Source organism: Paludibacter sp. 221, from assembly GCF_010501035.1.
Taxonomy (GTDB): Bacteria; Bacteroidota; Bacteroidia; order Bacteroidales; family Paludibacteraceae; genus QVMH01.
On the sequence record NZ_QVMH01000013.1, the window covers coordinates 32090 to 46383 of the forward strand.

At 39.1% G+C, this 14294-nt stretch carries 12 protein-coding genes; 7 read left to right on the plus strand and 5 right to left on the minus strand.

Going from position 1 to position 14294, the window contains the following annotated elements; all coding sequences use genetic code 11:
- Positions 1 to 102: 102 nt before the first annotated feature.
- Positions 103 to 1368, minus strand: coding sequence for a M48 family metallopeptidase (locus tag D0T49_RS04775; protein ID WP_163629450.1), 1266 nt, complete (start codon positions 1366 to 1368; stop codon positions 103 to 105).
- A 249-nt stretch (positions 1369 to 1617) separates the two neighbouring features.
- On the opposite strand from D0T49_RS04775, the gene D0T49_RS04780 reads away from it, so the two are divergent.
- From D0T49_RS04780 to D0T49_RS04810, 7 genes are all read left to right on the plus strand, one after another.
- Positions 1618 to 2595 (plus strand): ABC transporter substrate-binding protein, encoded by a 978-nt coding sequence (locus D0T49_RS04780; RefSeq protein ID WP_163629451.1) that lies wholly within the window; start codon positions 1618 to 1620, stop codon positions 2593 to 2595.
- 76 nt (positions 2596 to 2671) lie between these two features.
- Entirely contained in the window at positions 2672 to 4063 is a 1392-nt protein-coding gene (locus tag D0T49_RS04785; protein WP_163629452.1) for an ATP-binding cassette domain-containing protein, read from the plus strand.
- A gap of 169 nt (positions 4064 to 4232) precedes the next feature.
- Positions 4233 to 5771: a YifB family Mg chelatase-like AAA ATPase gene (locus tag D0T49_RS04790; RefSeq protein WP_163629453.1), complete on the plus strand. Its 1539-nt coding sequence runs from the start codon at positions 4233 to 4235 to the stop codon at positions 5769 to 5771.
- A 240-nt stretch (positions 5772 to 6011) separates the two neighbouring features.
- Positions 6012 to 7070 carry a YncE family protein gene (locus tag D0T49_RS04795; RefSeq protein WP_163629454.1) on the plus strand — a complete coding sequence of 353 codons (1059 nt, stop codon included), beginning with the start codon at positions 6012 to 6014 and terminating at the stop codon, positions 7068 to 7070.
- A 137-nt stretch (positions 7071 to 7207) separates the two neighbouring features.
- The gene (locus tag D0T49_RS04800; RefSeq protein ID WP_163629455.1) at positions 7208 to 7879 is read left to right on the plus strand and encodes a DUF2461 domain-containing protein; all 672 of its coding nucleotides are present in this window, start codon (positions 7208 to 7210) and stop codon (positions 7877 to 7879) included.
- A gap of 130 nt (positions 7880 to 8009) precedes the next feature.
- Positions 8010 to 8456 carry a YhcH/YjgK/YiaL family protein gene (locus D0T49_RS04805; RefSeq protein ID WP_163629456.1) on the plus strand — a complete coding sequence of 149 codons (447 nt, stop codon included), beginning with the start codon at positions 8010 to 8012 and terminating at the stop codon, positions 8454 to 8456.
- Positions 8457 to 8736: 280 nt separating this feature from the next.
- Complete coding sequence (locus tag D0T49_RS04810) at positions 8737 to 10737, plus strand: alpha amylase C-terminal domain-containing protein (protein ID WP_163629457.1); 2001 nt, start codon at positions 8737 to 8739, stop codon at positions 10735 to 10737.
- Positions 10738 to 10823: 86 nt separating this feature from the next.
- On the opposite strand, the gene serS is transcribed toward D0T49_RS04810, so the two are convergent.
- The 4 genes from serS to D0T49_RS04830 all read right to left on the minus strand — a co-directional run bounded on the left by serS (position 10824) and on the right by D0T49_RS04830 (position 14283).
- Complete coding sequence (serS, locus tag D0T49_RS04815; RefSeq protein ID WP_163629458.1) at positions 10824 to 12095, minus strand: serine--tRNA ligase; 1272 nt, start codon at positions 12093 to 12095, stop codon at positions 10824 to 10826.
- Positions 12096 to 12319: 224 nt separating this feature from the next.
- Positions 12320 to 12583 (minus strand): 50S ribosomal protein L27, encoded by a 264-nt coding sequence (gene rpmA / locus D0T49_RS04820; protein ID WP_163629459.1) that lies wholly within the window; start codon positions 12581 to 12583, stop codon positions 12320 to 12322.
- 20 nt (positions 12584 to 12603) lie between these two features.
- A complete protein-coding gene (rplU, locus tag D0T49_RS04825) occupies positions 12604 to 12918 on the minus strand; it encodes a 50S ribosomal protein L21 (RefSeq protein WP_163629460.1) in 315 nt (104 codons plus the stop codon).
- 141 nt (positions 12919 to 13059) lie between these two features.
- Positions 13060 to 14283 carry a reverse transcriptase/maturase family protein gene (locus D0T49_RS04830; RefSeq protein WP_163629461.1) on the minus strand — a complete coding sequence of 408 codons (1224 nt, stop codon included), beginning with the start codon at positions 14281 to 14283 and terminating at the stop codon, positions 13060 to 13062.
- Positions 14284 to 14294: the final 11 nt, after the last annotated feature.

Sequence of the window (14294 nt, forward strand, 5' to 3'; positions counted from 1 at the left end):
CACAGTAGACACAATTGTATTTAGAGTATAAAATTAGATATTTGAAAGTATTTTACTATAGCATTTAAATTCATTTCGCAATAGCTCATTCGGCAAACTGAATTATTCTTTGCTTTCAGGCTCAAGCTTTGTTTTATCTATATTCAGAATACGCTGATACAAAGTAGGATGCGAATAATAGAAAAACACGTACAAAGGATGGGGAGTTAAATTACTCAACGAGTCGGCCGACAATTTTTTCAATGCCATAATCAGTTGTTTGCCGTAGCCCAATTTAGCTGTATAACCATCGGCTTGATACTCGAACTTCCTCGACAATACATTCATCCCAATATCCAAAACAAAAGAAACCGGCGAATATAATATAGAGAAAGCTAATGCGTTCAGATGAAAAGAAGCTGCAGTTCCTCCCAACGCCTGAGCAAAAACATCGCTTTGCAACACGTATCCGAAAAAGAAAAACAACAGCAACATATATGGTATATTAAGCAGAAAATTTATCAACGTATGTTTGTGCTTGTAATGCCCAATCTCGTGCGATAATACTGCCACAATCTCTTCCGCACTCATTTTTTCTATCAACGTATCATACAGTACAATCCGTTTTTTTGCGCCGAATCCGGTAAAATAGGCGTTTGCCTTCGTCGAGCGTTTCGAGCCATCTATTACATAGATATTATTCAGTTTGAAACCTGCCTTGTTGGCAAATTTCTCTATTTCGTCTCTCAACTCGCCTTCGTGAAGAGGGGTTTGCTTATTGAAAAGGGGAACTATTATTTCGGAATAAAACATAGACATAAACAAGCTGAACGCCATTATCACCCCAAAAGCTATCAGCCAAAAGTATTGAGGAGTAAGTGTATATATCCATATAATAAGGTAAAGCAATCCACCTCCCAACACCACAGTTATCAAATAACTTTTCAACTTATCTAACACAAAGATTTTAGGAGTTGCCTTATTGAAACCGAACTTTTGCTCAATTACAAAAGTATCATACCACTGAAAAGGAATAAGCAGAAAGTCGCTCACAAAAAATATAAGCCCGAAAAAAACAATCGACAGCCATATTTCGTTATCAATATAATTACTAAGAATATGGTCGAGCCACCCAAAGCCTCCCAGACTATACATCAATATCGTAACGACAAAACTGACAGTACTTGTCAGCATGCCAAAGCGGGTATTGGTACGGAAATATTCTTGTTGCCTTGCATACTTTTCCGGTGGGTAAATATCCTGTAGTACAGCTGGAAGCGTATTTTTTGAATACCGGATGTTGAGAACTGACAGATAGCGCTCAAAAACAAAGTCGAGCACCAATATGCCAATTATGACATAAAATAAAATTTGGACTATATTTTGCATAAGGCGATTAACATTTTTAGCTGTATAGGACTGTGTTTTTAGGATGTATTTTAAACTTACAATACTTTTTATTACCTATTTAAAGGTATTATGCTACAAATATATATATTTTGACAATTATTTACTTATTTCATCGTTAATAATAGAGAAAAATGTATCTTTGCACCTATAGGCACTATGAGCTAAATGCCTGAATACAGGTCTGATATGTTTGTTTATTTGGTTATACTATTTTAATTATCAAATTACATGAAAAATCTACAAGCCAAAATATTCTGTTTCGTGCTTGTTATTGTATTTTCGTTGTGCTACGTCTCATGCACAAAAAAATCCGTACAAGAAACAATTACCATAGGAGTGCTGGAAGGTCCGTCCGCAGTCAGCTTTATCAAAATGATTGACAAAGAACACTTTGTCGACAACAAAAAAGTGAAAATAATTGTCAAGGACGAACCGGCACAAATTCAGGCCATGATGATGAGGAATGAGTTGGATTTTGCTGTTATCCCTACCGTAATGGCCGCAAACCTCTACAACAAAGGAGTAAAATACCGCATGGTAGCATGCCCCATCTGGGGAACATTGTACATGCTTACAAATGATGAAGATATACGTACTTTGAACGACCTTACAAGCAAGGATGTTGCTGTTTTTGGCAGGGGACTGACCGCCGATATACTTACTCAGCATATCCTAAAACAGGAAAATGTAAATTGTAATTCTATAGATTACCGTTTCAACAGTAATGTGGAACTGACACAGGCATTTATAGCGGGAGAAGTGAAAACCGCCGTTATATCAGAGCCTTATGTAAGCATGCTTCTCGACCAGAATCCTGATATTCGCATTGTAAGGAAATTAACGCCTCAACGCTACACGGAAGACACCGGAAACAATTCGTTTGTACAATCAGCTTTCCTCGTAAGCGATAAGTTTGCAAAACATCATCCTCACTTAATATCAAAGATAAATGATGCGTATGTCAACAGTTGCAACTTTGTGAATGAGAATCCCGAAACCGCGGCCGAATTGATGGTCAAGAATAAAATTACAACCAGTATCGAAATTGCAGCTAAATCTATCGAGCTATGCAACATACAATATGTGGCTGCATTTGCCCTATTCCGTGAGTTGTACAGTTATCTGAACGTTTTTTACACCCACAATCCTGAATCTATCGGCGGAAAAATACCGGGCAACGACTTTATTTACCAACCGTATCAGTAAAAAAAGTTATAAGTTTCTTGTTTTAGACATTTCAAATTAAAACCATACAGGTATTCAATATAAGCAATAAAAGATAATGAGACGAAAAAAGATAATCGCCACACTTTTATCTATTGTTTTTATTGCTTCGGCATGGGAATTTGCGGCTTGGAAAATTAACTATCCGGCTATCTTTCCATCGCTGGGAATACTGATAAGGGAGTTTTTACTGCTTTTCACATCACAATCTTTTTATTTAGCAATATCTACCACCATTCTGCGCGGACTGGCAGGGATATCAGCAGCTTTCGTTTTAGCTTCTGCAACGGGCACTTTAGCTGCCTTCTCACCTTTTTTACGTGCGTTCTTCAATCCCATTGTAGTGATATTTCGTTCTGTTCCGGTCATATCATTTGTGTTGCTTGCACTATTGTGGTTTTCGCCCCCGCAGTTACCTGTGTTTATAGCCATTGTCACTATTTTTCCTATTCTACATCAGAATGTACTGACAGCTCTAAGCCATACCGATAAAAAGCTGGTAGAAATGGCTGCTTTATTCGGGAAGAGCAGTTTTAAGCGTTTTTTCACCATATATCTTCCCTCTTCTAAAAACATGATATATGATGCATTAAAAACTGCATCGGGCTTCGGATGGCGTGCCATCATTATTGGCGAAGCACTGGCGCAACCTATACATGGTATTGGCACAGGAATGAAAGAGGCTCAGGCATTTATACAAGTACCTAAACTTATGGCATGGACCGTGGTAGCTATTGGGGTAAGTTATTTGTTCGAACTGCTTTTAAATATCATTCGTAAAATAAATTGGAAAAGGAAATTGCCACAACCTCAGAGCGTATCTATAGAAGATTTACCCGCAAACACTCATGATAAGAAAATTGAAATAAGAAATCTTACCAAAGTATTTGATGAAAAAACTTTATTCCATTGTTACAATAAAATATTTATTTCCAATCCCGTGTATTGCATAAAAGGAGAATCGGGCAGGGGAAAAACCACCTTATTAAGAATGATTGCCGGACTTGATAAGGAATACAGCGGAGAGATAAGTTATCCTGAATCATACCGCCTCTCCTACTCGTTTCAGGATATACGGCTTATCCCTTGGCTTACGGTACAAGAAAATATTTGCTATATTTTCGACAGAAAATCAGCAAAGCAGGATGCAAGTAATATATCAGAGTATTTGCTCAATGCACTCTCATTGTCGGAGCATGCAAATAAATATCCGCACCAACTTAGCGGTGGCCAGCAACAACGGGTTAATCTGGCACGTGCCCTTGCTGCACAAGCCGACGTACTATTATTAGACGAACCTCTCACGGGGCTTGATGATGAACTAAAGAAACAAACGACTGATTTTATTCTAATGTGGGTTGACGCTTTTCACCCCATTACAATATGGGCTACGCACGAAAATATTCAAAGCAAACACCTGCAAATAATAAACGAAGAACGGGTACTATAGCTTGCATTTGTTTATTGCTCATTTCTGAATGATTATTTATCTTTGCTTCCTGACAAAATTCACAAGATACTTTTGCACCTAAGTACCTAATAAAACAAACATTACATTTTTCGTTGTTAAATTCCACTCAATGAAACTTGTAACTAATTTCTTGTAACTACTTAAATATATGTTAGTAAAAACATTCGGAGCCGCAGTTCAGGGGATAGATGCCACCATCATTACAATAGAAGTAAACGTAAGCCAAGGCATCCGTTTTCTGCACGTAGGGCTTCCGGACAACGCCGTACGCGAAAGCCACGAACGCATAGCATCGGCACTGGACTATACCGGATATAAACTCCCCCGTAAACAGATTGTAATAAACATGGCTCCGGCCGACATAAAGAAAGAAGGCTCTGCTTACGACCTTCCCATTGCCGTAGGCATTATGGCTGCCGACGAAAAAATCAATGCAGACAAATTGGAGCAATACCTCATTATGGGCGAATTGTCGCTTGATGGTGGGCTTCGCCCCATAAAAGGCGTACTCCCCATCGCGATAAAAGCACGGGAGGAGGGTTTCAAAGGCTTCATACTACCTAAGCAAAATGCCCGTGAAGCCGCCGTTGTCAACAATCTGGATGTGATAGGAGCTGAGAATATAACTGAAGTTCTGGAATTTTTCGATGGAACGAGAGAGCTTGAGCCTACTATAGTAAATACCCGGGATGAGTTTTTTGCAAGCCAAAGCCTGACCGACTTTGACTTTGCCGATGTAAAAGGACAGGAAAATGTAAAACGTGCGCTTGAAGTAGCTGCCGCAGGCGGACATAATATTATTATGATAGGCCCTCCGGGAGCAGGGAAGTCAATGCTGGCAAAACGTATTCCTACTATCCTACCCCCACTTACTCTACACGAGGCATTGGAAACAACCAAAATACACTCCGTTGCCGGAAAAGTAGATAATAATACCTCGCTCATTTCGCAACGCCCTTTCCGCAGTCCCCATCATACTATTTCGGATGTAGCATTGGTTGGTGGAGGCACATTCCCCCAACCGGGTGAAATATCGCTTGCACACAACGGTGTTTTATTCCTCGACGAACTGCCCGAATTTAAACGGACAGTGCTCGAAGTAATGCGCCAACCTTTAGAAGACCGAAAAATAAGTGTATCGCGCGCTAAATTTGCCATTGATTATCCGGCTAGCTTTATGCTTGTAGCGTCTATGAATCCTTGCCCGTGTGGCTACTATAATCATCCTGATAAAAATTGTGTATGCTCGCCCGGAGTAGTTCAAAAATACCTGAACCGTATTTCGGGCCCATTATTGGACAGGATAGATATTCATATCGAAATCACCCCTGTGCCGTTCGAAAAACTGTCGGAAATGCGACAATCGGAAAGCAGCGAGGTAGTTCGCCAGCGTGTAATGAAAGCACGGAAGATACAGGAAAACCGTTTCAGCGAAATCGAAGGCGTGCATTGTAACGCTCAAATGTCGTCAAAACTACAACGGGAATATGCAAATCCGGATAAAGCCAGTTCGGAGTTGTTGAAGAACGCCATGCAACGTTTAAACCTGTCTGCCCGTGCTTACGACCGTATTCTTAAAGTTTCGCGTACGATTGCCGATTTGGATGAGTCGGAAAAAATACATTCCGAACACGTTGCCGAAGCCATAAACTACCGTAACCTCGATAGAGAAGGCTGGGCGGGGTAATATAGTAGCTACAAGTAATTAGCTACAAGCTACAAGTCTTATATTTTGTCTCATCCGATTTATAATCCGATGATATATTAATAGCGGATTTGAAATCTGCAAGAACAATGTATTACTTCACAATATAATCTTGAGAGGGTTATTATGAAAATCAAATTATTCTATAACTATACCTTAGCAAATTTATATATCTGCTTATTTATGCTCTTCTCTCCCTTTCTGTTCGTTGCCTGTAATGATATGCACGATACAGACAACCCCGCCGAACTACCGGATACCGGCAACGACTGGGGGCGAATGTTTGTACTTTGCGAGGGGCTGTTTAATTACAATAATAGCAAACTGGCTTGTATTGATTACGATGTACATACGCTCTATCCTGATTTTTTCAAAGAAGTGGGAAAGAATAATCGCGATTTGGGAGATACCGCTAACGATATGAAACTGTTCAATAATCAACTATGGATAGTGGTGAATATATCTTCGCAAATAGAAGTGATAGACGCATCTACCGGAAAATCTATCCGGCAAATACCAATGTTCGGCGAAGAAAACGGCACTAAAACCGCCCGCCAACCCCGTAATATCGTTTTCCACCAAGACAAAGCATACGTTTGCTCTTTCGACGGAACGGTTTCACGAATCGACACCAAAACGTTTGAAGTAGAAGCTACTGTTCTTTGTGGACGCAACCCTGATGGAATAACAGTAGCAAACAATAAACTATACGTATCAAATTCGGGAGGATTGGATGCTACGGCAGGAAACGGACTATATTATGATAACACCGTATCTGTTATTGACATTGAAAGTTTCCAACACATCAAAAAAATTGAAGTAGGAATCAATCCGCATCATATTGTAGCCGATAGTGAAGGAGATGTATACGTAGTGTCGAGAGGGAATAATGCCAATATAAAAGCTATCCTGCATCGTATAAACAGCAATACAGATGAGTTAGCCGAATCTTTCCCTGATTTGTCTGCCGTAAATTTGACTATACACAATGATACTGCCTATATGTACAATTTTGATTACGAACACGAAACCTACTGGATAAAAACATTCGACTGTGGTTCGGAAAAAGTCGTATCCGAGCAGTTTATTAGCGACGGTACTACATTAAAAAAGCCTTTTGGCATATATGTACATCCTTTTACAGGAGATGTATTTTTGAGCGATGCCCGAAATTATATGGAAGATGGCGATGTGTTTTGTTTCAGCAAAGAAGGAAAGCTACGGTACACCATTGAACAAATCGGCCTGAACCCCAATACCTTTGTGTTTTCAGATAAATAACAAAAAAACTGTTGAATAACATATTTTTTGTTCCAAATATGATTATATTTGCATAATATAGGATGCATTTTCTATAAGCCATACAAACAAGTTTGATTTTGCATCCGTTTTTTTACTATATCTGTAAAATTAAATGTATGCCATTACTCCAAGATATACTGCAATTTGTAAGCCAACTCAAAGAAAACAATAATCGTGAGTGGTTTCAGGAAAACAAAGAATGGTACAATACCGTCCGTTTGCAATTCGAAGAACTTACAGCATCATTAATCGAAGAAATATCAAAATTCGATGATGAAATTAAAAACGTAACGCCTAAAGAATGTATATTCCGAATTTACCGCGATATACGTTTCTCGCACGACAAAACACCCTACAAAACATATATGGGAACATACATTGCTGCCGGTGGAAGAAAAAGCATTCGCGGTGGTTATTACCTGCATTTAGACCCCGACAGCCCATTTATATCTGTTGGCATCTGGGCTCCGCAACCCAATTTACTGAAAGCATTGCGCCAAAGCATATACGACAATATAGAGGAACTGGACGAAATCCGCTCAGATGTTAAGTTTTCCAAATACTTCAAAAACTTTTACCAGGCGGATAAATTGAAAACAGTACCCCGCGAATTTCCAAAAGATTTTCCACAAGCTGAATTATTAAAATTAAAACACTATCTTGTAGATTATTATTTGGGTGATAAAATACTGAAAGCAGAAAATCCGGTTCCTCAAATAGTGGATATTTTTAAGGCGGGTTATCCGTTCAACCACTTCTTAAACTATACGGTAGACGAAGTAATTTAATAGTTACAAGAAAGATTTTAGAGCTAAGAAGCAGGAATCAAGACAGGTTAACTGATATTATCTGATAATCGAAAATAAGACAGATGATACTTAGAAAACTTAATTAAGACACATAAAAAAATAAAAAGATATGATTTTAGATACATTAGAAAATGCTGCATTGTACGAATCAGTACATCCGCTGTTGAAAAAAGCTTTTGATTTTTTACGAAACGAAGACCTTTCAAAATTGCCTGCAGGAAAAATAGAATTGCAAGGAAGTGATTTATTTGTGAATGTAGTTGATATTACAGGCAAAACTGCCGATGAGGCAAAAATGGAAACTCATAACGAGTATATAGACATACAAGTGCCCGTAGGCAAAGCCGAAACAATGGGATGGATTGCCGCGAGCAAACTTAAAAACGAAACAAGCCCATACAATGCTGAAAAAGATATAACATTCTTTGCCGACAAAGCATCAAATTTTATCCTTGTGCAACCCTATGAATTTGCGATATTTTTCCCTCAGGACGGGCATCAACCGGGTATTTCAGAAGGCACTTACCGCAAAATCATCGTAAAAGTGAAATACTGATAGGAAATTTAGAAAACCTTTCCGAATGATTAAGAAATTGTTTAAATTTAGCTCGCAAAATAAATTATGATGATTTTTTAGAAAAATTTCGGATTCGTTTTGTGATTTTAGCGGGCTAAATGAACAAAATAGAAGACGGAATTTTACAAAAAAGGGAATAATTTATTGCGAAAAAGGGAATTGAAAGATAATTATATTGTTTATGGTAAATTTAAACAGTTTCTTAAACTCAATTTATATCTGAATTATTAATTTAGAGAAATCAACTAAATAAAGTTTTATGGAAATTCTCCCAATAGTACAAAACGACCCTTATTTAAAACCATATGCCGATGCCATTTATGGAAGATACGAATATTATAAGTATATGGAAGATAAGTTAACGGGAGGACGGCAAAATTTATCCGACTTTGCCACAGGATATATGTATTTTGGCTTGCATAAAACATCTGAAGGATGGGTATTCAGAGAATGGGCTCCTAATGCTACGGCTATATATCTGATTGGCGATTTCAATGGATGGAAACAACAACAAGACTACGCACTAAAGAAACTTACTGAAGGTGTTTGGGAAATTCGTTTGCCCCATTATGCCATGGCTCATGGGCAGTATTTTAAACTGTACGTAGAATGGCAGGGAGGAGCAGGCGAACGCATCCCCGCATGGGCAACCCGCGTAGTACAGGATGAGAACACAAAAATCTTCAGCGCACAGGTTTGGGACCCTATTAAGCCTTACACTTTCAAACATCCAAAATTCACTCCATCCAAAGACCCCCTGCTGATTTACGAATGTCATATCGGAATGTCCAGTAACGAGGAAAAAGTAGCATCATACGAAGAATTTCGAAAAAATGTACTACCACGCATTGCCGAAGGCGGATATAATTGCATCCAGTTAATGGCAATACAAGAGCATCCGTATTACGGCTCTTTCGGATATCACGTGTCCAGTTTCTTTGCAGCATCCTCACGTTTCGGAACGCCTGAAGATTTGAAGCGTCTCATTGATGAAGCTCATGATATGGGAATTTCCGTCATTATGGACTTAGTCCACTCCCATGCTGTAAAAAACGAAACAGAAGGACTGGGACGGTTTGATGGTACACCTTACCAGTACTTTCATGGAGGCGACAGGCGCGAGCATCCGGCTTGGGACTCACTGCTATTTGACTATGCAAAGCCGGCAGTAATCCACTTCCTGTTATCCAACTGCAAGTTCTGGCTCGAAGAATATAAATTTGATGGATTCCGTTTCGATGGCGTTACTTCCATGCTTTACCGGAGCCACGGATTAGGAGAAGATTTCACCGGTTACGAGTCGTATTACAACATGAATCAGGATGGGGATGCTATTTGCTACCTTACCCTTGCCAACAAGATGATTCATCAGGTAAATCCCAATGCAATTACCGTAGCCGAAGAAATGAGCGGAATGCCCGGTTTAGCCAATAAAATAGAAGACGGCGGAATAGGATTCGATTACCGCCTGGCTATGGGAATACCTGATTTCTGGATAAAATATATAAAAGAAACTAAGGACGAGAACTGGAAAGTAGGACATATATATTGGGAGCTGACCAACCGGAGAGCCGAAGAAAAAACTATCAGCTATGCCGAAAGTCATGACCAGGCTTTAGTGGGCGACAAAACTATTATCTTCCGCCTTATCGATGCCGATATGTATTGGCATATGCAAAAAGGAGATAATACCTTGCTGGTAGACAGAGGAGTTGCGCTGCATAAGATGATACGCCTAATCACATCTACCACAATGAATGGTGGGTATCTCAACTTTATGGGAAATGAATTTGGGCACCCCGAATGGATTGATTTTCCACGCGAAGGTAATGGATGGTCGCACAAATATGCACGTCGCCAATGGGAATTGGCTGACAACCCGAATTACCTTTATTATGGACTTAACAAGTTTGACCATTCTATGATGAAACTCATCAACTCGGTCAGCCATTTCAACCTCGTACCTATTCAGCAGCTCTGGGATAAAGAAGGAGACCAGGTATTGGCTTACCAACGCGGCGACCTTGTATTTGTATTCAATTTTAGTGGTGTAAACTCCTACTCCGATTACGGCATACTTGCCGACCCCGGAGCATATAAAATTGTTCTGAATACAGACAATCCTGTTTTCGACGGTTTTGGCCTGATTGACGAAGACACTATTCATTTCACCCAACCCGAACCAAAAACCCTGGTTGAAAAAGAATGGCTAAGGCTTTATATACCTGCACGTACAGCCTTTGTACTGAAACGACAATAAAACACATATAAATAAGAGCAAATAAAAACATCCCCAAATCAGAGTTGACTTGGGGATGTTTTTATATATCACGGTATGTTTAAATCTTAATCTATAATTTCGAAACCGGTATAAGGTACCAAAGCTTTAGGAATACGGATTCCCTCCGCTGTTTGATTATTCTCAAGCAAGGCAGCCAAAATACGAGGCAAGGCCAGCGCGCTTCCATTCAAGGTATGGCAAAGTTGTGTCTTTTTATCTCCATCTTTATAACGGCATTTGAGACGGTTTGCCTGATAGCTTTCAAAATTTGATACCGAACTTACTTCGAGCCAGCGTTGCTGTGCTGCCGAGTAAACTTCAAAATCGAAAGTAAGCGCCGAAGTGAAGCTCATATCGCCACCACACAAACGAAGAATACGCCACGGAAGCTCCAGTTTTTCAACCAAAGTCTGAACATAATCTACCATTTCTTTCAGCGACTCATATGAATGTTCCGGCTTGTCTATCCTTACAATCTCCACTTTATCAAACTGATGAAGGCGATTCAATCCACGTACATCCTTACCATACGACCCTGCCTCACGACGAAAACAAGCCGAATAAGCCGTATTTTTTATTGGCAAGTCTTTTTCATTCAGAATTACATCACGATAGATATTCGTTACAGGCACTTCGGCTGTCGGAATCAGATACAAGTCATCCTCGGTACAATGATACATTTGTCCTTCCTTATCCGGTAGCTGTCCTGTACCGTAACCCGAAGCCGAGTTCACCAAATAAGGAGGTTGAATTTCAAGATAACCTGCATCACGTGCGCTATCCAGGAAGAAACTGATTAATGCCCTTTGCAAGCGTGCGCCTTTACCTTTATATACAGGAAATCCGGCTCCTGTTATCTTAACCCCAAGCTCAAAATCAATTAAATCGTACTTCTTTGCCAGTTCCCAATGAGGCAAAGCATCAGATGATAGTTGCGGAACTTTACCACCTTCTTTTTCAATAAGGTTATCTTCGGCATGCTTCCCTTCGGGAACACTCTCGTGAGGAAGATTCGGAATTTGCACCAAAAGTTCCTGAAGTTTCTGCTCAACATCATTCAGTTGGTCGCCCAACAATTTTATCGAATCTTTCAATTCGGATGTTTTCGCTTTTGCCTCATTAGCTTCTTCCTGTTTCCCTTGTTGAAACAGTTTGCCTATTTCTTTAGAAATAGCATTCATCTCGGCCGATATATTATCCAACTGGTTTTGTGTGCTTTTTCGCAAAGCATCCAACTCCAACACCTGAGCTACAATAGCCGTTCCGTCAAAATGTTTTTTAGACAAACGCCTGATAACATCTTCTGTATTTTCTGTAATGTATTTTAATGTAAGCATATTAAGTAGTTACAAGTTATTAGCTACGAAGTACAAGTCTTATTTTCTGAAAACTAAAAACCAAAATACGATATTAACCCTATCAGTCGGTTATTTTTTTCAGAATGGGCAAATTTACCACTTTTAATCGGACATAGAAAACCTGAATAAAAAAATCTCCCGCAATTTTACATATTAGTAAAATAACAGGAGATTTCGTATTTTATATTACGAAGCTCTGTTTCTTAGTTAGCTTCGATAGGTTTAATAGAAACGTAAGACTTATTGTCTTTTCTTTTTCTGAATTCTACAGTTCCGTCAATCAATGCAAACAAAGTATGGTCTTTACCAATTCCGATGTTTTGTCCCGGATGATGAACTGTACCACGCTGACGAACTACAATGTTACCAGCTTTTGCAAACTGACCACCATATATTTTTACTCCAAGTCGCTTACTTTCCGATTCACGACCGTTCTTCGAACTACCTACACCTTTCTTATGTGCCATTTTCTTTTAATTTTTATCGGTTAAGCTACTATTTCTTTTATTAACAATTCGGTTAAATCCTGACGGTGACCGTTCATTTTGCGATAACCTTTACGGCGTTTCTTGTGAAACACAAGAACTTTCTCACCTCTCACGTGTGATACTACTTCGCAAACCACTTTTGCACCTTCTACTACAGGAGCGCCTACGGTTACTTTTCCGTCGTTGTCAACCAATAATACTTTTTCAAATTCTACCTGAGAACCTCTGTCGGCTTCTGCCATGCGGTGGATATACAGTTTTTTTCCGGCTTCTACCTTAAACTGTTGTCCTAAAATCTCTACAATTGCGTACATTATATTTATACAATTTCTAAGTTATATCGGTAAGGTGAGTTGCCTTTGCGGGCATTGCTTCTTAGTTGTACCTTATTCGAAAATGAGCGTGCAAATATAGCAATTTTATTTATACAAAACAAGAGTGGCGTATAAAGATTTTTAATCAGCTAATTCTATTTTTTTGAGTTTCTTTTTTTGCGGGAACAAACAGTATTTCATCTTTCCGTAAGGTTTTATTTGCAGATAGCCATATTTATATATCTGTAAAGGTCTTTTCTCGTTAAGCATTACTTTTTTTCTTATATTATAAGTACGGTAGTGGCACATAAGGCCTAAATATGAGTTTATTGCAGTCTGCATATTTTCCAAATCTTTTTTTGCAGGCACTTCGTTTTGCAGAAACTTATCCCATTTGTTGATACACTGTATAAAATTGGCTTTCGTACGGTTGGTTATATACACACGGTGTGGCTTCACCACCGCACCAAGAAACTTCACTCCTTTCGAGAAATGTTGCAGGTAAATCTTATTAGGATGGATTTTCAGTTTTAGATTTTCCCACAAAAAATCATCCAATATCTTTTTCACATTTTTCAGATACTCAGGGTCGGGATGTATCATAACAAAATCGTCAACATATCTTCCATAGTATTCCACGCCCAATACTTTTTTCACATAAATATCCAGCTCGTGCAAATACACATTGCTGAATAGCTGTGAGGTAAGATTACCGATAGGCAAGCCACAATCTTCGGGCGTAGAAAAAAGGCTTTTCGACGCCGGTAGCCCTACCCAGTCCTTTTTACTCCCCCGTATTTTACACCTGTGTATCGGGTTATCGTCCAACACACAAGCCACCAGATACAAAACCATATCCCTGTCGAAATTTATTTTATTCCCGTCAAGCTGTAGTATAAACTTCTCTAATATTGATGACATGATACCGCGGTTGATATTCATAAAATACCCCTGAATATCCAGTTTCATGATATAGCAATCGCGTGTGTAATCGTGGCTACACTCTTTTATAAAGTGCTGCAATCGCCTGATACCATAATGGGTTCCTTTCTCTTTGCGACAACTGTAACTATCGGCAATGAATACTTCTTCGAAAAAAGGACTCAAATAATTATATATCAGGTGATGTATCACCCTGTCTCTGAAATCGGCGGCAAATATCTCACGCTTTACGGGCTTATCTACCATAAAACAAATACTGGGTGCTATCTCATAATTCCGGTTTACAATCTGGTCGTGCAGGGCAAACAGATTCGATTCATAATTAATTTCGAACTGCAACTGGTTTATTGTGTTTCGTTTATTCTTGCGGGCATCATAGTAGGCCTGAAACAAATCCAGCATCAAGTTATTTTCATTTTCCATAAATACACTTT